General features: G+C 73.2%; 23 protein-coding genes. 4 read left to right on the top strand and 19 right to left on the bottom strand.

Annotated features, from left to right (window positions below; translation table 11 throughout):
* Positions 1–268 precede the first annotated feature (268 nt).
* From hemB to J3P32_RS10590, 8 genes are all read right to left on the bottom strand, one after another.
* Positions 269–1,264 (bottom strand): porphobilinogen synthase, encoded by a 996-nt coding sequence (hemB, locus tag J3P32_RS10625; protein ID WP_210439732.1) that lies wholly within the window; start codon positions 1,262–1,264, stop codon positions 269–271.
* A gap of 30 nt (positions 1,265–1,294) precedes the next feature.
* Positions 1,295–2,959, bottom strand: coding sequence for a bifunctional uroporphyrinogen-III C-methyltransferase/uroporphyrinogen-III synthase (locus tag J3P32_RS10620; RefSeq protein WP_210439731.1), 1,665 nt, complete (start codon positions 2,957–2,959; stop codon positions 1,295–1,297).
* Positions 2,956–3,912 carry a hydroxymethylbilane synthase gene (gene hemC / locus J3P32_RS10615; RefSeq protein WP_307861656.1) on the bottom strand — a complete coding sequence of 319 codons (957 nt, stop codon included), beginning with the start codon at positions 3,910–3,912 and terminating at the stop codon, positions 2,956–2,958. The genes J3P32_RS10620 and hemC overlap by 4 nt, the downstream gene beginning before the upstream one ends.
* Positions 3,909–5,195: a glutamyl-tRNA reductase gene (locus tag J3P32_RS10610; RefSeq protein ID WP_210439730.1), complete on the bottom strand. Its 1,287-nt coding sequence runs from the start codon at positions 5,193–5,195 to the stop codon at positions 3,909–3,911. Before J3P32_RS10610 ends, hemC begins: the two co-directional genes overlap by 4 nt.
* On the bottom strand, positions 5,192–5,866 hold the full coding sequence (locus J3P32_RS10605) for a redox-sensing transcriptional repressor Rex (protein WP_210439729.1): 675 nt from the start codon (positions 5,864–5,866) through the stop codon (positions 5,192–5,194). Before J3P32_RS10605 ends, J3P32_RS10610 begins: the two co-directional genes overlap by 4 nt.
* Before the next feature lie 201 nt (positions 5,867–6,067).
* Positions 6,068–7,036 (bottom strand): LLM class flavin-dependent oxidoreductase, encoded by a 969-nt coding sequence (locus J3P32_RS10600; protein WP_307861655.1) that lies wholly within the window; start codon positions 7,034–7,036, stop codon positions 6,068–6,070.
* Positions 7,037–7,091: 55 nt separating this feature from the next.
* On the bottom strand, positions 7,092–7,331 hold the full coding sequence (locus J3P32_RS10595; protein WP_210439727.1) for a glutaredoxin family protein: 240 nt from the start codon (positions 7,329–7,331) through the stop codon (positions 7,092–7,094).
* The gene (locus J3P32_RS10590) at positions 7,328–8,890 is read right to left on the bottom strand and encodes a class I adenylate-forming enzyme family protein (protein ID WP_210439726.1); all 1,563 of its coding nucleotides are present in this window, start codon (positions 8,888–8,890) and stop codon (positions 7,328–7,330) included. The genes J3P32_RS10595 and J3P32_RS10590 overlap by 4 nt, the downstream gene beginning before the upstream one ends.
* Before the next feature lie 31 nt (positions 8,891–8,921).
* On the opposite strand from J3P32_RS10590, the gene J3P32_RS10585 reads away from it, so the two are divergent.
* The 3 genes from J3P32_RS10585 to J3P32_RS10575 all read left to right on the top strand — a co-directional run bounded on the left by J3P32_RS10585 (position 8,922) and on the right by J3P32_RS10575 (position 12,083).
* On the top strand, positions 8,922–9,812 hold the full coding sequence (locus J3P32_RS10585; protein ID WP_307861654.1) for an HAD family hydrolase: 891 nt from the start codon (positions 8,922–8,924) through the stop codon (positions 9,810–9,812).
* Between the two features lie 128 nt (positions 9,813–9,940).
* Complete coding sequence (locus J3P32_RS10580; RefSeq protein ID WP_246850041.1) at positions 9,941–10,720, top strand: sigma-70 family RNA polymerase sigma factor; 780 nt, start codon at positions 9,941–9,943, stop codon at positions 10,718–10,720.
* 79 nt (positions 10,721–10,799) lie between these two features.
* Positions 10,800–12,083: a DUF5667 domain-containing protein gene (locus J3P32_RS10575; RefSeq protein ID WP_210439723.1), complete on the top strand. Its 1,284-nt coding sequence runs from the start codon at positions 10,800–10,802 to the stop codon at positions 12,081–12,083.
* Here the strand turns inward: J3P32_RS10575 and J3P32_RS10570 are convergent.
* From J3P32_RS10570 to J3P32_RS10540, 7 genes are all read right to left on the bottom strand, one after another.
* Positions 12,080–13,222: a lysophospholipid acyltransferase family protein gene (locus tag J3P32_RS10570; RefSeq protein WP_210439722.1), complete on the bottom strand. Its 1,143-nt coding sequence runs from the start codon at positions 13,220–13,222 to the stop codon at positions 12,080–12,082. The genes J3P32_RS10575 and J3P32_RS10570 overlap by 4 nt on opposite strands.
* Positions 13,215–14,192 carry an SDR family oxidoreductase gene (locus J3P32_RS10565; RefSeq protein WP_210439721.1) on the bottom strand — a complete coding sequence of 326 codons (978 nt, stop codon included), beginning with the start codon at positions 14,190–14,192 and terminating at the stop codon, positions 13,215–13,217. Before J3P32_RS10565 ends, J3P32_RS10570 begins: the two co-directional genes overlap by 8 nt.
* A gap of 13 nt (positions 14,193–14,205) precedes the next feature.
* Positions 14,206–14,307 carry a 30S ribosomal protein bS22 gene (locus J3P32_RS10560; protein WP_008356322.1) on the bottom strand — a complete coding sequence of 34 codons (102 nt, stop codon included), beginning with the start codon at positions 14,305–14,307 and terminating at the stop codon, positions 14,206–14,208.
* Positions 14,308–14,414: 107 nt separating this feature from the next.
* On the bottom strand, positions 14,415–14,621 hold the full coding sequence (locus J3P32_RS10555; RefSeq protein WP_090969018.1) for a helix-turn-helix domain-containing protein: 207 nt from the start codon (positions 14,619–14,621) through the stop codon (positions 14,415–14,417).
* 188 nt (positions 14,622–14,809) lie between these two features.
* On the bottom strand, positions 14,810–15,991 hold the full coding sequence (locus J3P32_RS10550) for an acetoin utilization protein AcuC (protein ID WP_210439720.1): 1,182 nt from the start codon (positions 15,989–15,991) through the stop codon (positions 14,810–14,812).
* 83 nt (positions 15,992–16,074) lie between these two features.
* On the bottom strand, positions 16,075–16,875 hold the full coding sequence (gene proC / locus J3P32_RS10545; RefSeq protein WP_210439719.1) for a pyrroline-5-carboxylate reductase: 801 nt from the start codon (positions 16,873–16,875) through the stop codon (positions 16,075–16,077).
* 37 nt (positions 16,876–16,912) lie between these two features.
* Positions 16,913–17,848: a proline dehydrogenase family protein gene (locus tag J3P32_RS10540; protein WP_246850039.1), complete on the bottom strand. Its 936-nt coding sequence runs from the start codon at positions 17,846–17,848 to the stop codon at positions 16,913–16,915.
* A gap of 84 nt (positions 17,849–17,932) precedes the next feature.
* On the opposite strand from J3P32_RS10540, the gene J3P32_RS10535 reads away from it, so the two are divergent.
* Positions 17,933–18,298 carry a hypothetical protein gene (locus J3P32_RS10535; RefSeq protein ID WP_210439718.1) on the top strand — a complete coding sequence of 122 codons (366 nt, stop codon included), beginning with the start codon at positions 17,933–17,935 and terminating at the stop codon, positions 18,296–18,298.
* Here the strand turns inward: J3P32_RS10535 and J3P32_RS10530 are convergent.
* The 4 genes from J3P32_RS10530 to J3P32_RS10515 all read right to left on the bottom strand — a co-directional run bounded on the left by J3P32_RS10530 (position 18,279) and on the right by J3P32_RS10515 (position 21,722).
* Positions 18,279–19,016, bottom strand: a complete 738-nt coding sequence (locus J3P32_RS10530) for an ABC transporter permease (protein ID WP_210439717.1) — start codon at positions 19,014–19,016, stop codon at positions 18,279–18,281. The two genes, J3P32_RS10535 and J3P32_RS10530, sit on opposite strands and share 20 nt — an antisense overlap.
* On the bottom strand, positions 19,013–19,732 hold the full coding sequence (locus J3P32_RS10525) for an ABC transporter ATP-binding protein (protein WP_210439716.1): 720 nt from the start codon (positions 19,730–19,732) through the stop codon (positions 19,013–19,015). Before J3P32_RS10525 ends, J3P32_RS10530 begins: the two co-directional genes overlap by 4 nt.
* Before the next feature lie 580 nt (positions 19,733–20,312).
* Positions 20,313–20,906: a TetR/AcrR family transcriptional regulator gene (locus J3P32_RS10520; protein WP_210439715.1), complete on the bottom strand. Its 594-nt coding sequence runs from the start codon at positions 20,904–20,906 to the stop codon at positions 20,313–20,315.
* A gap of 18 nt (positions 20,907–20,924) precedes the next feature.
* Entirely contained in the window at positions 20,925–21,722 is a 798-nt protein-coding gene (locus J3P32_RS10515; protein ID WP_210439714.1) for a sugar phosphate isomerase/epimerase family protein, read from the bottom strand.

Below are 21,722 nucleotides of genomic sequence, written 5' to 3'. Positions count from 1 at the left end.
GGCACTCATAGGTGCGGCTTCGTATGACGTCGAGCCGGCCACCTCGCTCCGTCATACGAACTGGCACCTATAGGTGCGGCTCCGTATGACGTCGGCCGGCCAGCAGCGCCCCGTCATACGAACCGGCACCTATACGTGCGGCTTCGTATGACGCTGAGCCGGTCAGCAGCGCCCCGTCATACCGACCAGCACCCATAGGTGCGGCTTCGTATGACGCCCGGCCCAGTGCCCGCCCGGCCTACCCGCCGAGCGGCGAGCGGCGCAGCGGTCAGCGCCGCAGCAGGTCCGCGGCCTCGGCGGCCCAGTACGTGAGGACCACGTCCGAGCCCGCGCGGCTGATCGCGGTCAGCGTCTCCAGGATGGCCGCTTCGCGGTCGATCCAGCCGTTCGCCGCCGCGGCCTCGACCATGGCGTACTCGCCCGAGACGTTGTACGCCGCCACGGGCACGTCGACGGCGTCGCGGACGCGGCGGATCACGTCGAGGTAGGCCAGCGCGGGCTTCACCATGACGATGTCGGCACCCTCGGCCACGTCCAGCAGCACCTCGCGCACCCCCTCGACCGCGTTGGCCGGGTCCTGCTGGTAGGTCCGCCGGTCGCCGACCAGCGAGGAGTCGACGGCCTCGCGGAAGGGCCCGAAGAAGGCGGAGGCGTACTTAGCCGAGTAGGCCATGATCGACACGTCGCTGTGCCTGGCCGCGTCGAGCGCCTGGCGCACCACCCGCACCTGTCCGTCCATCATGCCGCTCGGGCCCACCATGTCGACGCCGGCCGCCGCCTGCGCGAGCGCCATGTCGGCGTACGCCGCGAGGGTGAGGTCGTTGTCGACGTCACCGTCGGGCGTGAGCAGGCCGCAGTGGCCGTGGTCGGTGAACTCGTCGAGGCAGAGGTCGGACATCACGGTGAGCTGGTCGCCCACCTCGGCGACCACGTCGGTGATCGCCAGGTTGAGCACGCCGCCGGGGTCGATCGCACCCGAACCGGTCGCGTCCTTGCGCTCGGGGATGCCGAACAGCATCACGCCGCCCAGCCCGAGCTCCGCGGCCTCGAAGGCGGCCTTCTTCAGCGAGTCGCGGGAGTGCTGGACGACCCCGGGCATCGACGAGATCGGAGCCGGCTCGCTGAGGCCCTCCCGCACGAACAGCGGCAGCACCAGCGAGCTGGGCACCACGTGCGTCTCGGCGACCATCCGGCGCAGCGCCGGCGTGCGCCGCAGCCGCCGGGGTCGGACGGTCGGGCCCTGGACGTGCTTCTCCTCGGTCACGGCTCCATCCTCTCCCAGCGGCGGTGGCGGCTACTTGACGCGGGCCTTGCGGCGCCCGGACGCGGTGCGCTCGCTCGGCCGGGTGACGACCTCGCCGGCCTCGAGCATCGCGAGCCGGCGGGCGGCACCGAAGTCGGCCAGCGCGTCGACGAGGACCTCCACGTCGGGCGTGGGCGAGAGCACGTCGACCCGCAGCCCGTGCTCCTCGGCGGTCTTCGCCGTCTGCGGACCGATCACCGCGATGATCGTCGACGGGTGCGGCTTGCCGGCGATGCCGACGAGGTTGCGCACGGTCGAGGACGAGGTGAAGACCACGGCGTCGAACTTGCCGGTCTTGATCGCGTCGCGCACCGGCGCCGGCGGCGGGGTGGCCCGCACGGTGCGGTAGGCGGTGACGTCGTCGCACTCCCAGCCGAGGTCGACGAGGCCGGCGACGAGGTTCTCGGTCGCGATGTCGGCGCGCGGCAGGAAGACCCGGTTGATCGGGTCGAGCACCTCGTCGTAGGGAGGCCAGACCTCGAGCAGCCCGGCGGCCGACTGCTCGCCCGACGGCACCAGGTCGGCCCGCAGGCCCCACTCGGCGATCGCCTGGGCGGTCTTGTCGCCGACCGCCGCGATCTTGAGGCCGGAGAACGCACGCGCGTCGAGGCCGTACTCCTCGAACTTCTCGCGGACGGCCTTGACGGCGTTGACCGACGTGAACGCGATCCACTCGTACCGGCCCTCGACGAGGCCGCGGACGGCCTTGTCCATCTGCAGCGGGTTGCGTGGCGGCTCGACGGAGATCGTCGGCACCTCTTCGGGCACGGCGCCGTACTCCCGCAGCCGGCGCGACAGCGAGCCGGCCTGCTCCTTGGTGCGCGGCACCAGCGCGCGCCAGCCGAACAGGGGCTTGGTCTCGAACCACGACAGCGTCTGGCGCAGGTCGACGACCTCGCCGATGACGGTGATCGCCGGCGGGGCGATGCGGGCGGCGCGCGCGTCGGCCGCGACGTCGGCCAGCGTCGAGATCAGCGTCTGCTGCTCGGTCGTGGTGCCGACGCGGGTCATCGCGACGGGCGTCTGGGGCGAGCGACCGGCCTCGACGAGGGCGGCCGCGGTCTCGCCGATGCTGCCGACGCCGGAGAGCAGGACGAGCGTGCGGTCGTCGGCGTACGCGCTCCAGTCGATCTTCTCGCCGCAGGTGACGACGGCCATCTCGCGGTGGCGCTTGGTGGTCAGCGGGATGCCGGCATAGGCGGGCACCGCGCTCACCGAGGAGACACCGGGGACGACCTCGAAGCCGACGCCGGCCTTCACGCAGGCCTGCGCCTCCTCGGGGCCGGAGGCGTAGAGGAACGGGTCGCCGGTCATGAGACGCACGACGCGCTGCTTCTTGCCGTGGCGGACCACGACCTTCGCGCGCGCCGCGTGGGTGAGCGGCTGGCCGTCCTCGCCGAAGCCGCCGTCGACGATCTCGGGGCCGTCCCAGGACCCGTCGGGGCCCTCGACGAGGCCGAGGACGGAGCGGACCAGGTCGACGTGCTCGGGCGCCTCGGTGACGATGACCTCCGCGCCCTGGAGGAGCTCCACGGCGCGCACGGTCAGCAGGCCCGGGTCACCGGGACCACTGCCCACGAACGACACCCAGCCCTGGGCCGGGGTCGCCACCTTGGCCTCAGCGCTGCTGGTCTGCGGGGTCTGTACTCGCGTCATGCGTGCTGCTTCCTCACTGGTGGTGCTTCCATCAGGTCTGCTGCTCCCTCGGCGAGCATGTCGCTCGCCAGGCGTGTCCCGAGCCGTACGGCCTCGCCGACCGCGCCGCTGGCGCTTCTCCGCACCGACAGCCCGCCGTCCTCCGAGAGGGCCACGGCGCGCAGCCACAGCTCCTCGCCGTCCTGCCCCTCGACGACCTCGGCCAGGGCGCCCAGCGGGGCCGAGCAGCCGGCTTCGAGGGTCGACAGGACCGCGCGCTCCGCGGTGACCGCGGCGCGGGTGGCGGGGTCGTCGAGCGCGGCCAGCGCCGCGACCAGGTCGGTGTCGCCGGACCGGCACTCGATCGCGAGGGCGCCCTGGCCGGGGGCCGGCAGCATCTGGAGCGGGTCGAGGACCTCGGTGACCTCGTCGAGCCGACCCAGGCGGGCCAGACCGGCCCGGGCGAGGACGACGGCGTCGACCTCGCGGTCGCGGACCTTGCGGATCCGGGTGTCGACGTTGCCGCGGATGGCGTGCAGGTCCAGGCCCAGGCCCAGCGCCGCCAGCTGGCTGACGCGGCGCGGCGACCCGGTGCCGACACGGCTGCCGGCAGGCAGCTCGCCCAGGGTGAGGCCGTCGCGGGCGACGACGACGTCGCGCGGGTCCTCGCGCACGGGGATCGCCGCCAGCGCGATGCCGTCGGCGGGCGTGGTGGGCAGGTCCTTCAGCGAGTGGACCGCGAGGTCGACGCGACCCTCGAGGAGGGCGTCGCGCAACGCGCTGACGAACACGCCGGTGCCGCCGAACGACGCGAGCGGCGCCGCGCTGCGGTCGCCCTCGGTCGAGACCTCGACCAGCTCGACCTCGCGACCGAGCCGGTCGCGGACGAGGTCGGCGACGAGACCGGACTGGGTCGTGGCCAGCGCGGAGGCGCGGGTGCCGAGACGCAGGGGGGCGGACGGAGAGGTGCTCACTGCTGTCCCTCCGCCCGCGAGATGGCATCGACCGCGTCGGGGTCGAGCCGGAACAGCTCGGCGAGCGCGGCGGTGTAGGACACGGCCGGCTCGGCGTCGGCGAGCTCCTTGACGCGGACGGTCGGCTCGTGGAGCAGCTTGTCGGCGACCCGGCGGACGGCGTGGAGCACCTCGGCCCTGGTGGTCTCGTCGAGGTCGGGCACGCGGGAGGCCAGCCGCTCGATCTCGGCGTCGACCACCGCGGTGGCCATCGACCGCAGCGCCACGACGGTGGGCGTCACGCTCGCCTGGCGGCGGACGGCGAGGAACGCGGTGATCTCCTGCCCGACGATCGTGCGTACGTCGTCGACCCCGGCCGTGGCCTCCAGGCCGCGCAGCTCGTCGGCCAGCCCCGCGAGGTTGATCAGCTCGACGCCGGGCAGCTCGCCCACCGACGGGTCGACGTCGTGGGGCAGGGCGAGGTCGATGACGGTGAGCGGCCGGTCGTCCGCGCCCCGCGCGGCGACCACGTCGGCGAGCCGCACGACCGACTCGCGCGCACCGGTGCAGGAGATGACGAGGTCGGCGGTGGCCAGCTCGGCGCGCAGGTCGGACAGCGGCACCGACGTGGCGCCGTACTCCTCGGCGAGCCGCTCGGCGCGCGCGGCCGTGCGGTTGAGCACGGCGATGCCGGCCGCGCCGCTGCGCGCGAGGTGGGACACGGAGAGGGACGCCATCGCGCCGGCGCCGACGACGAGGGCGCGAGCGCCTGCGACGGGGACCGAGCTGCGCTCGAGGGCGGCGCTCACGAGGGACGGGGCGGCGCGGTCGATGTCGGTCTCGGCGTGCGCTCGCTTGCCGACGCGCAGCGCCTGCTGGAAGAGCGCGTTGAGCGCCGGGCCGACCGTGCCGTTCTCCTGGCCGACCCGCAGCGCCTCGCGGGTCTGGCCGAGGATCTGCCCCTCGCCGACCACCATCGAGTCGAGTCCGGCCGCCACCTGGAACAGGTGGGAGACGGCGCCCTCGTCGTAGTGGACGTAGAGGTGCGGCAGCAGCGCCTCGGTGGGCTGCCCGGCGCGCGCGACGAGGAGGCCGGAGAGGTCCTCGACGCTGCCGTGGAAGCGGTCGACCTCGGCGTAGACCTCGAGCCGGTTGCACGTCACGATCGCGGTGGCCTCGGAGACGTGGTCACCGCTCATCACGTCGGCGACGAGCTTGGCGGTGCCCTCGGCGTCGAGGGCGAGGCGCTCGAGGAGCTCGACCGGCGCGGACCTGTGGGAGATTCCGACGACCAGGACGCTCACGAGACCACCTCCGTCCCGGGAGCGACCGACTTGCGCTGCTCGTGGTAGGCGAGGATCTGGAGCTCGATGGAGAGGTCCACCTTCCGTACGTCGACCCCGTCGGGCACGGCGAGCACCGTCGGGGCGAAGTTGAGGATGCTGGTGATGCCGGCCGCCACCATCCGGTCGGCGACGTCCTGCGCGGCCACCGCGGGGGTTGCGATGACGCCGATCGACACGTCGTGCTCGGCGACGATCGCCTCGAGGTCGTCGAAGGAGCGGACGTCGAGGCCGGCCACCACCTCGGCCTGCCGGGCGGGGTCGGCGTCGAGCAGGGCGACCACGCGGAAGCCGCGGCTGCGGAACCCGGAGTAGTTGGCCAGGGCGTGGCCGAGGTTGCCGATCCCGACGATGACCACGCGCCGGTCCTGCGTCACGCCGATCTCGCGCGCGATCTGGTAGCGGAGGTACTCGACGTCGTAGCCGACACCGCGGGTGCCGTAGCTGCCGAGGTAGGAGAGGTCCTTGCGGAGTTTCGCGCTGTTGACGCCGGCCGACGCGGCGAGCTCCTCGCTGGAGCAGGTGGTGGTGCCGTCCTCGGCGAGGCCGATCAGGGCACGCAGGTACACGGGAAGCCTGGCGACGGTCGCCTCGGGGATGTCCCGGGCTGAGTCGGGGGTCCGTGCGGTCACAGCTGCTTCTTTCCAGTCCCGCGAACCTCGCGTGACTCCGCCACTGTAGGAGTTTGTGAACGGGAGAACAAAACGGCAGGAGCGTCGGCTAGCACATGTGAGAAGACCCACCCTCGGCGGGGGTCGACAGGGGCTCCGGGACGTGACAACGGACCATGCGCGGCCGGGTGCTAGGACCGTCCTCGAGCGCGCGGGTGCCCGTCAGCCCACGACCTCCCGCAGCATCCGGTCCGACTCGAGCTGCGCCTCGCGGTCGTGCGTCGAGGCGCTCGCCAGCAGCTCGTCGGCCCCGGTGCGCTCGAGGAGGTCCTCGATGCGGCGGCGCACCGTCGCCGGGCCCCCGGCGACCGTCCGGTCGAGGGAGCCCTCGACCCGACGACGCACCTGGCTCGTCCACGTGGCGGCGCGGATGGCGGCGACCGGCTCCAGGGGCGGGAACTCGCCGGTCTGGCGGGAGATGGCCAGGGCCCACGCCTCGGGCAGGGCGAGCTCGCGAGCGGTCGCGTCGTCGTCGGCCAGGAGGACGTCGAGCGCGACCGTCACCCTCGGGGCGCTCCCGTCGTGCGGGACGAACGAGCGGCGATATCCGGCCAGCGCGTCGGGGAGCTCCCCGGAGTCCAGGATCGGACCCCCCACGACGACGGGCAGCCCGAGCCGGGCCGCGAGCCGGAGCCCGCGACCGGTGGCGAGCAGGTACATCGGCACGGGCCGCCCGGTAGCCGGGCGCGCGGTCACCTCGGCGGCTCCGGCGAGGTGCCGCCGCAGCTCGACGAGGTCGTCCTCGAAGGTGTCGGCGGCGTCGAGGTCGCGCCTCAGGGCACGGCGCACCGGCGGCGTGAAGCCGAGCGAGCGGCCCAGGCCCAGGTCGACCCGCCCGGGGTGGAGGGCGTCGAGCAGGAGGAACTGCTCGGCGACCACGAGCGGCTGGTGGAGCGGGAGCATCACGCCTCCCGACCCGATGCGGATCCGCTCGGTGCGGGCGCCGATCGCGGCCAGCAGGACGGCCGGCGACCCCGACGCGATCCCCGGCACGGCGTGGTGCTCGGCGACCCAGAAGCGCTCGTAGCCGAGCCGCTCGGCCCGCACGGCCCGGTCGACCGTCGCGCCCAAGGCATCGGCGTCCGACGCCCCGCGCCGGGTCCGGGAGCGGTCGAGGAGGGAGAGCTTCACACCTGCCCCAACGCATGGCGGCACGCCCGCCATCCCCGGGAGGGTGACGCGGTCGTCACGCCCCCAGCGCCGCGCGCAGGCGGCGCTCGTCGACCCGCCAGAAGTCGTGCTGCCGGCCGTCGACGAAGGTCACCGGGATCTCCTCGCCGAAGCGGTCCTCGAGATCGGGGTCGGTGGTGATGTCGACCTCCTCGAACGTCTCGCCGAGGTCGTCGCACACGGCTGCGACGACGGCCCTCGCGTCGTCGCACAGGTGGCACCCCGGCCGGGAGTAGAGGGTGACGCGCGCGCTCATCCGAGCAGCTCCTGGACGCGTCGCCGCTCCATGCGGCGCAGACTGCCCTTCTGCACCCTGCCGGTCGCGGTGAGGGGCAGCTCGTCCACGACCTCGATGCGCGCCGGCTGCTTGAAGCGCGCCAGCCGGTCTTCGGCGTGCGACCGGACCGCCTCCGCCAGGTGCGGCCCGGCGTCGCGCGCGCCGCGGTCCGCGACGACGTACGCCACCACGGCCGCGCCGGTCTCCTCGTCGGGCACCCCGATGACGGCGGCCTCCGCGACGCCCGCGACCTCGCGGAGCACCTCCTCGACCTCGGACGGGTAGACGTTGAACCCACTGACGACGACGAGCTCCCGCACGGGGTCGAGGAGGAACAGGTCGCCGCTCGCGTCGAGGAAGCCGACGTCGCCGGTGCCGAACCAGCCCTCGTCGTCGGGGCCGTCGGCGGCGTCGGGCCAGTAGCCGCTGAAGAGGTTGTCACCGCGCACCTGGATCTGCCCGGGGTCCTCCCCGTCAACCGGTCCCCCGGTCTCGTCCACGAGCCGCAGCTCGATGCCGGGCAGGGCCGCACCGACCGACCCGGCCCGCGGGTCCTGGCTGCACAGGGTGCTCGTCACGACAGGCGCGGCCTCGGTCAGGCCGTATCCCTGGTGGACCGGGATGCCGGTGATCCCGGTGAAGCGGTCGACGACCTCCGGGGCCAGCGGCGCCGAGCCCGACAGCACCAGCCGCACCGGTCCGAGCCGCTCGCGCAGGTGCTCGTCGGGCAGCCAGTGGGTGAGGACGGGAGGGGTGATCGGCACGACGCTGCACGCCTCGTCGTCGATGAGGTCGAGGACGGCCTGCGGCTCGTAGCGCTCCACGAGCAGGAGGCGGGCCCGGTGCCGCAGCACGCCGCCCAGCACGGCGTTGAGGCCGTAGACGTGGTGCAGCGGCAGCACCCCCAGGACAACGTCGTCGCCGTGCATCATCGGCGGCTCGACGGCCGCGACCTGCTCGATGTTCGCGAGCAGCGCGCGGTGGGTGAGCATCGCGGCGCGCGGGCGGTCCGAGGTGCCGCTGGTGTAGAGCAGCGCCGCCAGCTTCTCGGGGTCCGGCAGGGGCGGCACGGGGCGTACGACGTCCGCGCGCAGGGCGTCGAGGGCGAGCTCGCCCGTCCCCGGCTCGGTGCCGGCGACGACCACGGCCGGCGACGGCGCCGCCTCGTCCAGCCCGGCGAGGGCGGCGCGGACGACGTCGAGCGCGGTCTCGTCGACCACCACGAGGCGGGACCCGGAGTCGGCCAGCATCCGGGCGACCTCGTCGGCGGTGGAGCGTGGGTCGACCGGCACGGCCACGACCTGGGCGCGCAGCACGGCGAGGTAGGTGGTGACGAACTCGATCCGGTTGCCGACCACGATCATCACGCGCTGCCCGGCGCGGACGCCGTGGGCGCCGAGCCCCGTCGCGAGCCGGCCGACCTCGTCCTCCAGGCCGGCCCAGGTCAGTGACCGCCCACCGCTCTCGACGAGGGCCTGCCGGTCCGGGACGTCCGCAGCGGCCTGCTCGACCAGCGCGGAGATGTCGTTGCGCGGCATGCGCCGATCCTTCCACAGCTACGCTGCCCGGGTGACCCCGTTCGAGCGCCCACGACGCCTCGACCTGCAGCAGCGCTCGGCGCTGGCCGGGGAGGCCGCGGCGGCGTCCGCCGACGTCGAGAGCGCGCTGATCACCCCCAGCGACCCCACGGCCGCCGCGTTCTTCGACGTCGACAACACGATCATGCAGGGCGCGAGCATCTTCCACCTCGCCCGCGGGCTGCACCGGCGCGAGTTCTTCAGCACGCGCGAGATCCTGGACGCGGCGTGGAAGCAGGTGTACTTCCGCGTGGTCGGCGTCGAGGACCCCGAGCACGTCGCCGAGGCGCGCAACTCGGCGCTCGCCTTCATCGCCGGGCACACGACCACCGAGCTCGAGGAGCTGACCGAGGAGATCTTCGACGAGGCGATGGCCCACCGCATCTGGCCCGGCACCCGGGCCCTCGCCCAGCTGCACCTCGACGAGGGGCAGCGCGTGTGGCTGGTCACCGCCGCCCCGATCGAGATCGCGAGCGTCATCGCGCGCAGGCTGGGCCTCACCGGTGCGATGGGGACCGTGGCCGAGCACGTCGACGGCGTCTACACCGGCCGGCTCGTCGGGGACCTGCTGCACGGACCCGCGAAGGCCGAGGCGGTCAAGGCGCTCGCCGCCCGCGAGGGCCTCGACCTGGCTCGCTGCTCGGCGTACTCCGACTCCAGCAACGACCTGCCGATGCTCTCGCTCGTCGGCGACCCGTGCGCCATCAACCCCGACGCGCGGCTCCGCGCGCACGCCCGCGCCAACGGATGGCGGGTCCGCGACTACCGCACCGGCCGCAAGGCGGCGCGCGCCGGGCTGACGGGCGCGGCGCTCGCGGGCGCCGTCACCGGCGCCATCGCCGCGGGCGTCAGCCTCCGCGGCAGGGCGTTCCCTCGCTCTTAGGGGTGTAAACCGAAGTTACTTTCTGGTTCCCAAGGTGCATGCGGCGACCTATCGTGGACAATGCTGCGATTGGGAGGGAAAACCGCATGCGGTCCAGGGAAGACGTTGAGCATGCCTTCGAAGAAGGCATGGACGCGCTACGGCGCGCCGTCCTCGCGGTCCTGTCCTCGCAGCTGTCCCCCCAGCTGTCCCCGCAGCTGGCGCACCCCGCCGGCCCGCGGGGGTCGTACCTCCTGCTCGCCGAGACGTCCCCCGGTCCCGTGCCGCTGTCCGCGGACGGGCCTCGCGACCCGGCGGGCTCCAGCCCGGTCGGCGACGAGGACCGGGCGACGTCCTCGGAGGTGGACGGCGCCGAGCGGGAACGGCTGATCGCCCTCGTCGAGCTGGCTCGCTCCGGCGACAAGGAGGCGTTCGGCCTCCTCTACGACCACTACCAGGCGTCGGTCTACCGCTTCCTCTACTACCGCACCCGCTCGCAGGCGCTGGCCGAGGACCTCACCTCCGAGACGTTCTTCCGGGCGCTGCGCAGCATGAACAGCTTCCGGTGGCAGGGCAAGGACTTCGGTGCCTGGCTGATGACCATCGCGCGGAACCTCACGATGGACCACTTCAAGGCGGGCCGCACCCGCCTGGAGATGACCACCGAGGACATGACGCCGCACGACGACGCCACCGAGGGGCCCGAGAGCGCCGTCATCGCCGGACTCACCAACGAGGCGCTCCTCAAGGCCCTCACCCAGCTGCCGGTCGAGCAGCGCGAGTGCCTCATCATGCGATTCCTCCAGGGCCTGTCCATCGCGGAGACGGCGCTGGCGCTGAGCCGCTCGGACGGCGCGGTCAAGCAGCTCCAGCTGCGCGGCGTGCGCAACTTGGCCAAGCTCATGCCGGAGGGGTTGAGAGACTCGTGACACACCCCGTAACGAATGCCTCACCTGCCTCGTTCGCCTGTGTGGGAGGAGCCACCAGCAGTGAGACAGGACGACCGCGATGACACCCCCATTCTCGGCACGCCGCCGTGCCGACGAGTTCGAGGCGCTCCTCGCCCGAGGGCCGGGCGCCGCGCGCACTGAGCGCGAGAGCGCGCACTTCGCTGACCTGCTCGAGGTCGTCGCCGACCTGAGGGCCCTTCCGGAGGCCGCCCCGCGCCCGGAGTTCGTCTCCTCGCTCCGCGAGCGGCTGATGATCGAGGCCGACACCGTCCTGGTCCGGCAGCCGACCGCTCCGTCACGCCTGGCGATGCCCGCCCGCTCCCGCACCTGGGACCGCCGCGTCGCCGCGGTGCTCGGCGGTGCCGCCCTCGTCGGCGCCGCCGGCACGATGGCCGTCGCCGCCCAGGACGCACTGCCGGGCGAGTCGCTCTACGGCGTCAAGCGCGGCATCGAGGCCGCCGAGGTGCGCTTCGCCCCCGACGACGCCGCACGCGGTCGCGCGCTGCTCGCGCAGGCCGAGACCCGCCTCTCCGAGCTCGAGGCGCTCGCGTCGGGCGACGAGGGCCGCGACCAGCTCATCCCCGACACGCTCGACTCCTTCACCGACCAGTCCAGCGACGGCGTCCGCGACCTGCTGGCGTCCTACGAGGCCACCGGGGCCGACCGCGACGCCCTCGCCGCGCGCGAGTTCACCACGGCGAGCATCGAGCGTCTCGACGGGCTGCACGACCGGCTGCCCGAGAGCGCGCGCGACGAGCTGCTGGCGGCCGGGCGGACGTTGACCGACCTCGACCTCGAGGTCAGCAACCAGTGCGCGGGCTGCCCGGGTGGCATCACGTCGGTGCCGGAGTTCCTGCTCAGCAGCGCACCCGGCAACCTGCTCTCCGGCCTCGACGCCGACGAGCAGACGCTCGAGGCGGCGCCGCTCTCGGGTCAGGACCTGTCCGGACTCCGGGTCCCCGAGCTCCTCGTGCCGCCACGGGCCCTGCCGACGCAGCCGTCCACCACGACGCTGCCGCCCACGCAGTCCACGTCCGGCACGCCGGTCGCGCCGCCCCCCAGCCCCACGCGGACCGACCCGGTCAAGCCCGAGCCGACCGCCCCGGTCAAGAACCTGCCCCAGGACGTCACCGGCTCGGTGACCGGCACGGTCACCGACACCACCAGCGACCTCGCCAGCCAGCTCAACGGCGTCACCGGCGGCGCCCTCGGCGGCCTGACGTCCGGGGTCGACAACGCCACGGGCGGACTGATCGGTGAGGTGACCGGCGGGGTCGACGGGCTCACGGGCGGCGCGCTGAACAACGCCACCGGCGGCCTGCTCCCGGGCGGTCGCGGCTAGCTGAACACCCCGTCGCGCTCGCGCAGCAGGTCGAAGAGGGTGTGCTGGATGGTCTCGCGCACCTGGTCGGTGACGTTGAAGACCAGCATCGGGTCGTCGGCCTCGGCGGGGTCGTAGGAGTCGGTGCGGATCGGCTCGCCGAACTCCATGATCCACTTCGACGGCAACGGCACCATGCCGAGGGGGCCCAGCCAGGGGAAGAACGGCGTGATCGGGATGTAGGGGACGCCGAGCAGGCGCGCCAGCGACGGCACGTTGCCCACGAGCGGGTAGATCTCCTCGGCGCCCACGACGGAGAGCGGGATGATCGGCACGCCGGTGCGCAGCGCCGCGGACACGAACCCGCCGCGCCCGAAGCGCTGGAGCTTGTAGCGCTCGCTGAACGGCTTCCCGATGCCCTTGAAGCCCTCCGGCCACACCCCGACGAGGTCGCCGCCGCAGAGCATCCGCTCGGCGTCCTCGACGCAGGCCAGGGTCGCGCCGCTCTTGCGCGCCAGCGAGCTCACGAACGGCAGCCGGAAGACCAGGTCGGCGCCGAGGGGACGCAGGAACCGGTGGGCGTGGTCGTGCACGGTGAGCATCGTCATCAGGCCGTCGAGCGGCACGGTGCCGGAGTGGTTGGACACGACGAGGGCGCCGCCCTCGGCCGGGATGTTCTCCAGCCCGCGCACCTCCAGCCGGAACCACTTCTCGGCGATGGGACGCAGCGCGGCCATGAAGAAGCGCTCGGTGAGCTCGCGGTCGAAGCCGTAGTCGTCGACCTCGTAGTCGCCCTCGAGCCGGCGCCGCGCGAACGCCATCAGCTCGGCGAGGCGCCGCTCCCAGTCGTCGCCGAACACCTCGTGGGCCGCCTCCTGGGCGGCGGAGAGCCAGTCACCCACCGGGATACCGGTGGTCGGTGCCGCGTCGGCGGCCTCCGCGCGCCCGGCGTCCTCGGGAGCGGAGGCGCGCGGTCGGACGCCGGTGGTCGCGGGGCGTGGGCCCGGCTGGCGGCCGGCCGACGACTTCCGGGGGGTCGGGGCGAGGTTGCGAGCGGCTGCGGAGGGACGGGCACTGCCCGACCCCCTGCCCGGGCGTCCGCCGGTCCCGATGGGGATCACGACGGCGTCCTCCTCGCCGCTGTGGCGTGGCTCAGGCACGACCGGCTCCTTCCCGGGCGGCGGGCGACATCGCGCGGCAGAAGTCGGCGAAGGCCTCGGCCGTGGTGTACTCCGGCTCGAAGCCGAGGACGGTGCGCATCCGGGTGGTGTCCACCCCTCGACCGTAGGTGAGGAACCCCAGCTGCTCGGGCGAGAAGTCGGAGAAGCGAGCCTGGCGCATCGTGGCGCCGAGGCGGCCGACGGCCATGCGGGGCATCGCCACCGACGGCTTGCCGAGCCGGCGCACCGCCTGGCTCAGCGTCATCAGGCCGTCGCCGGCGACGTTGAAGGTGCCGGGGACGCCGCTCGTCGCGGCGTGCCGCAGGACGCGGAGCAGGTCGTCCTCGTGGAGGAACTGCATGCGCGGGTCGAAGCCGAGCACCCGCGGGACGACCGGCAGCCGGAAGTAGTTGGTCAGCGGGCTGGAGACATGGGGTCCGACCACGTTGGCCGCGCGGAGCATGGTGACGGCGACGTCGGGGCGGCGGCGGGCGAACCCGCGGACGTACCCCTCGACCTCGTAGACGTCCTTGGCGTAGCCGGAGGACGGCAGGCGCTTGGGGCCCATGTCCTCGGTGAACATCGCGGGGTCGCGCGGGCTCGAGCCGTAGACCGTGGTCGTCGACTTCACGACCACGCGCTCGACGGTCGCGGACTTCTGGCACGCAGCGAGCAGCTGCATGGAGCCGATGACGTTGAGCTCCTTCATCGTGCCCCGCCCGCCGGCCGAGCCGGGCGTGGCGATGACGCTCATGTGGACCACTGTGTCGATGTCCTCCTTGGCGAGGACCTTCGCGATGACCGGGTTGCGGATGTCCGCACGCACGAAGGAGACGTCGCCGAGGTCGCCCCGCGGTGGGACGACGTCGACCCCGATCACCCGGTCGACGGACGGGTCGCCGGCCGCGGCGCGCGCGAAGCGTCGCCCCATGTCCCGGGAGATCCCGGTGACCAGCACGACCCGTCCCATGGTCGAGGGGGTGTTACTTGCCGAGCTTGCGGCGCTGGACGCGCGTCTTCTTGAGAAGCTTGCGGTGCTTCTTCTTGGCCATGCGCTTGCGCCGCTTCTTGATGACAGAACCCACGTGGATCAGACCTTTCGTTGCGACCGACACTCGTCGGTCGGACCCGCACACCCTACTTGGCCCGTGTACGCAGCCCCGAATCGAGTCAGACCAGCGGAACCCGGCGCTCAGCCGGCGTTGTAGAAGCTCTTGCGCAGGTACTCGTTGACGTCGTCCTCGGTGACCCGGAACGAGCGGCCGACGCGGACCGCGGGCAGCTCGCCGCCGTGGACGAGCCGGTAGACGGTCATCTTCGAGACGCGCATCTTGGCCGCGACCTCGGCGATGGTCAGGAACTGCGCCTCGGACATGTCGCCAGGGATGTTCTCAGCCATGGTGTGCACCGATCCTTCTGTACGGCGACGGCGCCGGCTTCCCCACCGGCGTCACAGGCGTGCCGCTTCCGGTGACAATAGGGCCCCTGTGACGGGTGGGGAAGAGGAATGACAGAGAAACTTGTGTGACTGGCGGCGTGTCGGGTTGATTCTCGGCGGACGGCAGTTCGAGGCGCCCGGCCCGACGCTCAGGGCAGGGGGTCGAGGCCGTGGAGCGGGAACACCGCGGTCCGCGTGGCGTTGATCGCCCGATCGAGCCACGACTCCGGGTCGTAGCCCGACGCCCAGTCGCGGTAGGCCGGCGTGCGCCCGTCGGTCATCCGGTGCGGCGCCGTCGCTCCCAGCACCTCCTCGACGTACGCCCGCCATCTCGGGGGCGTCGGGGTCGCGGGGTCGAGCGGCCTGCCGGAGGCGATGGCGAGGAGGTGCGACCAGGCGCGCGGCACGACGTCGACCACCGAGTACCCGCCGCCGCCGGTGACCACCCAGCGGCCGCCGGCGACCTCGTGGGCGAGCTCGTGCAGCGCGAGGTAGGCCGCGCGCTGGCCGTCCACGCTGAGCATCATGTGCGCCAGCGGGTCGTTCATGTGGGAGTCGCAGCCGTGCTGGGTCACGAGCACCTGCGGCCCGAACTCGCGCAGCAGCGGCGGGACCACGGCGTGGTAGGCGCGCAGCCAGCCCGCGTCGGAGGTGCCCGGCGGGAGGGCGACGTTGACGGCCGTGCCCTCGGCGCCCGGGCCGCCGGTGTCGGTCGGGAAGCCGGTCCCCGGGAAGAGCATCTGCCCGGTCTCGTGCAGGGAGACGGTGAGGACCCGCGGGTCGTCCCAGAACACCCGCTCCACGCCGTCGCCGTGGTGGACGTCGATGTCGACGTAGGCCACCCGCTCGGCGCCGTCGGCCAGCAGCTTCGTGATGGCCACGGCCACGTCGTTGTAGATGCAGAAGCCGCTCGCGCGCTCGGGCATGGCGTGGTGCAGCCCGCCGGCGATGTTCACGGAGTGGAGCGACTCGCCGCTCCACACCTGGCGGGCCGCCTCCAGGCTGGCGCCCACCACGTGCGCGCTCGCCTGGTGCATGTCGGTGAAGACGGGGTCGTCCTCGGTGCCCAGGCCGCGGGCGGCGTCCTCGAAGCCGGGCGTGCTCCCCGCCTTCAGCACCGCCTCGATGAGGCCCTGCTCGTGGACTGTGGCGATCTGCGCGTCCGTGGCGACCGGCGCGTCCACCCGCTTGATGCCGTCGAGGACGCCGAGCTCCTCGGCCAGCCGCATCGTGAGGTCCACGCGCACCGGCGACATCGGGTGCGTGGGGCCGAAGTCGTACGCCGTCAGCGTCGGGTCGAACACGACTGACGTGGGCCCGGCGCACTCCATGTGGCGGACGTTACCCCTGCTCGCGCAGCGGTCCGACAGGCGGACGGCGTGGGCGGACCGCCTGGGTCGTCGTCCGGCGTCGCTCAGGACCCCTCGGCCAGCTCGCGCGAGCGGTTGCGCGCGGCCTCCATCGCGGCGAGGAACGCCGCCCGCACCCGGTGGATCTCGAGCTCGCGCAGCGCCGAGGCCGTCGTACCGCTGGGCGAGGTCACCTGCTCGCGCAGCACGACGGGGTGCGTGCCGGTCTCGCGGAGCATCGCCGCCGATCCGACGAGGGTCTGCACGACGAGGTCGGTGGCGGTCGCCCGCGGCAGGCCGAGGTGGACGCCGGCCTCGATCATCGACTCGACGACGAAGAAGATGTAGGCCGGTCCCGAGCCCGAGATCGCGGTGACGGCGTCCATCTGCTTCTCCGGGATGCGCAGCACCTTGCCGGTGGAGGCCATGAGGGACTCGGCCTCCTCCAGGTGCGACTCGTCGCAGTGCGAGCCCGGCGAGATCGCCGCCATCCCCTCGTCGACGAGGGCGGGCGTGTTGGGCATGACGCGGACGACCGCCACGCCCTCGGGCACCCGTGACTCGATGAAGGCCGTCGTGATGCCGGCGGCGAGGGACACCACGAGCTGCCCGGCGCGCAGGTCGGACGCGATCTCGTCGAGCACGTCGCCCATGTCCTGCGGCTTGACGACGAGCGCGACGGTGTCGGCCTTGGCGGCGGCCTCGCGGTTGGACACCACGGCCACGCCGTAGCGCTCCTCGAGCTCCCGGGCCCGCTCGGCGCGCTTCTCGCCGACCATGAGCTGATCGACCCGGCGGCCGGCGCGCACCAGCCCCGACAGGAGGGTCTCCCCCATCACCCCGGCGCCGATGATGGCTGTACTCATGGGGCCAACCTACTGCGTCGGCGCCGGCGGGCGTCGCCTACTTCTTGGAGACGAGCGACCGCGCGAAGAAGGCGAGGTTCTGGGGCTTCTCGGCCAGGCGCCGCATGAGGTAGCCGTACCACTCGGTGCCGTACGGGATGTAGACCCGCACGGTCTCGCCCGCGGCGGCGAGGCGCTTCTGCTCCTCGGGACGGATGCCGTAGAGCATCTGGAACTCGTAGGTGCCGGGGCGGCGGCCGAACCGGCTGGCCAGCGACGACGCGATCTGGACCATCCGCGGGTCGTGGGTGGCGACCATGGGGTAGCCCTGTCCCTCGAGCAGCACCTTGAGGCAGCGGACGTAGGACTTGTCGATGTCGAGCCTGTCCTGGAAGGCGACCTCCTCGGGCTCCATGTAGGCGCCCTTGCACAGCCGCACGCGCGAGCCCTCGTAGGCCAGCGCACGGCAGTCGGCCTCGGTGCGGTGCAGCATCGCCTGCAGGACGGCGCCGGTCTCGGGGAAGTCCTTGCGCAGCTCGCGCAGGATGGCGAGCGTGGAGTCGGTGGTGGTGTGGTCCTCCATGTCGAGGGTCACCGTGGTGCCGGCGTTGCGGGCGGCGCGACAGATGTCGCGGGCGTTCTCCAGCGCGACCTTGTGGCCGTTGTCGGGGAGGAACTGACCGATGGCGCTGAGCTTGACCGACACCTCGGCGTGCGCCGACAGCCCCTGGGTCGCCAGGTCGGCCAGGAGCTCCTTGTAGGCCGCGACGGTGGCCTCGGCGCGCGCGGCGTCGGTGGTGTCCTCGCCGAGGTAGTCCAGGGTCACCCGCAGGCCGTCGTCCAGCAGCGCGCGCGTCGCCTCGACGGCGTCGGCCGTGGTCTCGCCGGGGACGTAGCTGGTGACGATGCCGCTCGAGACGGGCATGGTCGAGACGAGCTTCTTGACCCCCTGGCTGCGCGCGAGGAGGAGGATCGGCTGGCGGAGCAACGACATGTCCCGAAGGCTACGCCGAACCTCGACCGTACCTTCACACCTCCTCCACCCCCTGCGGCCCGGTCCGCTCCTAGCGTGTGGGGCATGACCCCGAGCTCCCGCTACGCCCTCGCGACGGGCGTGTCCCTCGCCACCGTCCTGTTCCTGCTGTTCGGCATCGGCGCCCTCGGCATCGTCGGCGACGGCGACCGCGACGCCGTCTACCTCGCAGCGCCCGTGGTCGCCCTGGTCGTCGCCGTGTCGACGCGCTTCCGGCCCCGCGGGATGGTGCTCGCCCTCGGCGCCGCAGCCGTCACGACAGTGGTCGCCGGCGCCGTCGCGATCGGCATGGTGGCCACCGACGACGTGGCCGCGTCGGTGGTGGACGTCGTGATGCTGACCGTCATGTACGCCGCCCTCTTCGCGGCCGCCGCGTGGCTGTTCAGCCGGGTCAGGGCGTCCGGCGCCTGAGCGTCGCCGATCCCAGGCCCAGCGCGGCCAGCGCGAAGCAGGCCACGACGAGGACGTCGCGCCACACCCGGCCCGCGTCGGCCGCTCCGACGAGCTCCTGCATCGCGTCGACGGCGTACGACAGCGGCAGCGCGTCGCTGACCACCTCCAGCACCCCGGGCATGGCGTCGCGCGGCACGAACAGCCCGCACAGCAGGACCTGCGGCAGCACGAACGCCGGCATGAACTGCACCGCCTGGAACTCCGTGGTGGCGAAGGCGCTCACCAGCAGCCCGAGCGCGGTGCCGAGGACGGCGTCGGCGACGGCCACGACGCCGAGCAGCCAGACCGGCCCCGAGACCTCGAGGCCGAGCAGCCCGACGCTGACCCCCACGGCCACCGCCGACTGCACGGCGGCGAGCAGGCCGAAGGCGAGGGCGTAGCCGAGCAGGAGGTCAAGCCGCCCCAGCGGCATCGTCAACAGCCGCTCGAGGGTGCCGGACGACCGCTCGCGCAGGGTGGTCACGCTGGTCACGAGGAACATCACGATGAAGGGGAACATCGCCAGCAGGCCGGGCCCGAAGCGGTCGAAGAGGTCGCCCGGGAGGTCCTCGAACATCCACCACAGCAGGCTGATGAGCGCGCACGGGACGACCATCAGCATCGCGAGCGTGCGGTGGTCGCGGCGGACCTGGGTGAGCACCCGGCCGGCGACGGCGAGCGTGACGCGCGGGCTCATGCGGCCTCCTCCCGCCCCTCGACGAGGCGGAGGAACGCCTGCTCGACGTCCGCGGCGCCGGTGCGGTCGCGGATCTCGGCGGGTGAGCCGTCGGCGATGATCCGTCCCCCACGCATGAGCAGCAGCCGGTGGCAGCGCTCCGCCTCGTCCATGACGTGGCTGGAGACCAGGACGGCCGCTCCGCCGTCGGCGATGCGGTGGAACAGCGCCCACAGGTCGCGGCGGAGCACCGGGTCGAGGCCGACCGTCGGCTCGTCGAGCACCAGCAGGTCCGGCGTACCCAGCAGGGCGACCGCCAGGCTGGCGCGGCTGCGCTGGCCGCCGGACAGCCGGCCGACCACCTGGTGGCGGTGGTCATCGAGCCCGACCGCCGCGACGGCCTCGTCCACCGCGTCGCGGCCGACGCCGAGGACGCGCGAGAAGAAGGCGAGGTTCTCCGCCACCGTCAGGTCGTCGTAGACGCTCGCGGCCTGGGTGACGTAGCCGACGCGCGTCCGCAGCGGCGGGCTGCCGGCCGGCTCGTCGAGCACCTCGACCGTTCCCGACCGGACGCGCTGGGCGCCGACGAGGCAGCGCATCAGCGTGGTCTTCCCGCACCCGCTCGGGCCGAGCAGACCGGTGACCCCCGCCGGCACGTCGAGCGAGACGCCCGGCAGCACCTCGCGACCGCCCCGCACGACCACGAGGTCTCGCACTTGCACGACGTTTTTCGTCATGTGTTGAATTGTGCGCCGGCGGGTGGGCGCCGTCAACCCTTCGAGCGGTGCGTGACGCAGGTTCTGCGGGTTGAGAACGTGTCTCACGCACCGCCCCGGGCGTGCCTGCAGGCCGAGCGGTGCGTGACGCAGGTTCTGCGGGCGCAAAACATGTCTCACGCACCGCCCCGGGCGTGCCTGCAGGCCGAGCGGTGCGTGACGCAGGTTCTGCGGGCGCGAAACATGTCGCACGCACCGCTCCAGCTGGGCCTGCAGGGCGAGCGGTGCGTGACGCAGGTTCTGGGGCTCGGAACGTGCCTCACGCACCGCTCCAGCAAGCATCGACAGCCCAGCGGTGCGTGGCGCAGGTTCTGGCAGGCCGGAACGTGTCTCACGCACCGCCCCGGGCGTGCCTGCAGGGCGAGCGGTGCGTGACGCAGGTTCTGCGGGCTGGGGACGTGTCTCACGCACCGCCGCAGCGGCGGACGACAGCCGAGCGGTGCGTGGCGCAGGTTCGGGCGGCGCAAAACATGTCTCACGCACCGCTCCGGGCAGGCCTCCGGCAGGGGGCACCGCCCCAGCAACAGGCGTCGTACGAGCGTCAGGGCAGGTCGCCGGTGAGGTAGTGCTGCAGCACCGGCCCCACCCGGGCCACCACGTCCTCGGCCGGCATTTGCGCCATCGGCGGGAGCGCGAGGACGTAGCGGGTGACGATGAGCCCGACCATCTGGCTGGCCACGAGCGGCACCCGCACCTCGGGCCGGTCGGGCACCAGGCCGGCCAGGACGGGTCCCACCACGACCGGGATGAACCCTTCGCGGACCAGTCCGCCGCTGTCGTCGGCGACGACCGAGCGGACCACGGCGAGCAGCCCGGGCTGGACCTGCGGGTCGTCCCACACGCCGAGGAAGGTGCGCAGCAGCCGTTCGCCCGCGCCGTCGGGTCCGGCGGCCACGACGGGCGCCAGGACCTCGCGCGGGTCGACGGGGATCTCCAGCGCGGCGACGAAGAGGTCGTCCTTGGTGCCGAAGTAGTGGTGCACCAGGGCGGGGTCGACGCCGGCGGAGGCCGCGACGGCGCGGATGGTCGTGCCGCGGAAGCCCCTCTCGGCGAACGACGTGCGCGCAGCGGCCAGCACCTCGGCGCGGGTGTCGGGTGCGCCCGGGCGTCGTCCGCGCGACGCGCGCGTGCTCACGGGCGGCTCACGGGCGGCTCATGGCGTGGTCACGCCCAGGTGCGACCGGGCGAACTCCAGCGACTCCACCAGGTCGGCCTCGCGCTCGGCCCGGTCGGCCGCGCGTCGGGTGTTGATCTCCAGCACGACGTGGCCGGAGAAGCCCGAGCCGGCGAGGTGCTCGAGGAGCTCCGCCGCCCGCATGATGCCGCGGCCCGGCACGAGGTGCTCGTCCTTGGCGGACCCGCTGCCGTCCGTGAGGTGCACGTGGCGCAGGCGGTCGCCCATCCGGGCGGCCATCGCGATGACGTCGCTGCGCGCGATGGCGGCGTGCGAGAGGTCGATCGTGGTGTTCGCGTACGCCTCGTCGCTCGGATCCCAGCCGGGGAGGTACATCTCCATGCCGCGCCGCGACGAGGCCCGCCAGGGGTACATGTTCTCCACGGCGAAGGCGATGCCGGTGCGCGCCTCCAGCGAGGCGATGCCCTCGACGAAGCCGGCGGCGTAGTCCTTCTGCCACCGGAACGGCGGGTGCACGACGACCACGTCGGCGCCGACGGTCGCGGCCATCTCGGCCGACTTCTCCAGCTTGACCCACGGGTCGGTGCCCCACACCCGCTGCGTGAACAGCAGGCACGGGGCGTGCACGGCGCAGACCGGCACCTCGTGGTGCTCGCTGAGCCTCCTCACCGCGTCGACCTGCTGGCTCAGGGAGTCGATGCCGACCATCACCTCCACGGCGTCGTAGGCCAGCTGCGCCGCCCACCCGAAGGCGTGCGCCGTCGACTCGGGGTAGACCGAGGCGGTGGAGAGGCCGACCAGCGGCGTGGCACCCAT

It is taken from the genome of Nocardioides xinjiangensis (genome assembly GCF_017916385.1).
In the GTDB taxonomy this organism is placed as follows: domain Bacteria; phylum Actinomycetota; class Actinomycetes; order Propionibacteriales; family Nocardioidaceae; genus Nocardioides; species Nocardioides xinjiangensis.
The sequence above is the reverse complement of the archived record's forward strand: the minus strand, read 5'-3'. Positions and strand labels throughout refer to the sequence as shown.

Excerpts from the sequence above, each read along its gene's own strand:
- J3P32_RS10620 (WP_210439731.1), bottom strand. The coding sequence starts at position 2,959 with ATGACGCGAGTACAGACCCCGCAGACCAGCAGCGCTGAGGCCAAGGTG.
- J3P32_RS10595 (WP_210439727.1), bottom strand. The coding sequence starts at position 7,331 with ATGAGCGCGCGCGTCACCCTCTACTCCCGGCCGGGGTGCCACCTGTGC.
- J3P32_RS10590 (WP_210439726.1), bottom strand. The coding sequence starts at position 8,890 with ATGCCGCGCAACGACATCTCCGCGCTGGTCGAGCAGGCCGCTGCGGAC.
- J3P32_RS10580 (WP_246850041.1), top strand. The coding sequence starts at position 9,941 with ATGGACGCGCTACGGCGCGCCGTCCTCGCGGTCCTGTCCTCGCAGCTG.
- J3P32_RS10575 (WP_210439723.1), top strand. The coding sequence starts at position 10,800 with ATGACACCCCCATTCTCGGCACGCCGCCGTGCCGACGAGTTCGAGGCG.
- J3P32_RS10565 (WP_210439721.1), bottom strand. The coding sequence starts at position 14,192 with ATGGGACGGGTCGTGCTGGTCACCGGGATCTCCCGGGACATGGGGCGA.
- J3P32_RS10555 (WP_090969018.1), bottom strand. The coding sequence starts at position 14,621 with ATGGCTGAGAACATCCCTGGCGACATGTCCGAGGCGCAGTTCCTGACC.
- J3P32_RS10550 (WP_210439720.1), bottom strand. The coding sequence starts at position 15,991 with ATGGAGTGCGCCGGGCCCACGTCAGTCGTGTTCGACCCGACGCTGACG.
- proC (WP_210439719.1), bottom strand. The coding sequence starts at position 16,875 with ATGAGTACAGCCATCATCGGCGCCGGGGTGATGGGGGAGACCCTCCTG.
- J3P32_RS10540 (WP_246850039.1), bottom strand. The coding sequence starts at position 17,848 with ATGTCGTTGCTCCGCCAGCCGATCCTCCTCCTCGCGCGCAGCCAGGGG.
- J3P32_RS10535 (WP_210439718.1), top strand. The coding sequence starts at position 17,933 with ATGACCCCGAGCTCCCGCTACGCCCTCGCGACGGGCGTGTCCCTCGCC.
- J3P32_RS10530 (WP_210439717.1), bottom strand. The coding sequence starts at position 19,016 with ATGAGCCCGCGCGTCACGCTCGCCGTCGCCGGCCGGGTGCTCACCCAG.
- J3P32_RS10525 (WP_210439716.1), bottom strand. The coding sequence starts at position 19,732 with ATGACGAAAAACGTCGTGCAAGTGCGAGACCTCGTGGTCGTGCGGGGC.
- J3P32_RS10515 (WP_210439714.1), bottom strand. The coding sequence starts at position 21,722 with ATGGGTGCCACGCCGCTGGTCGGCCTCTCCACCGCCTCGGTCTACCCC.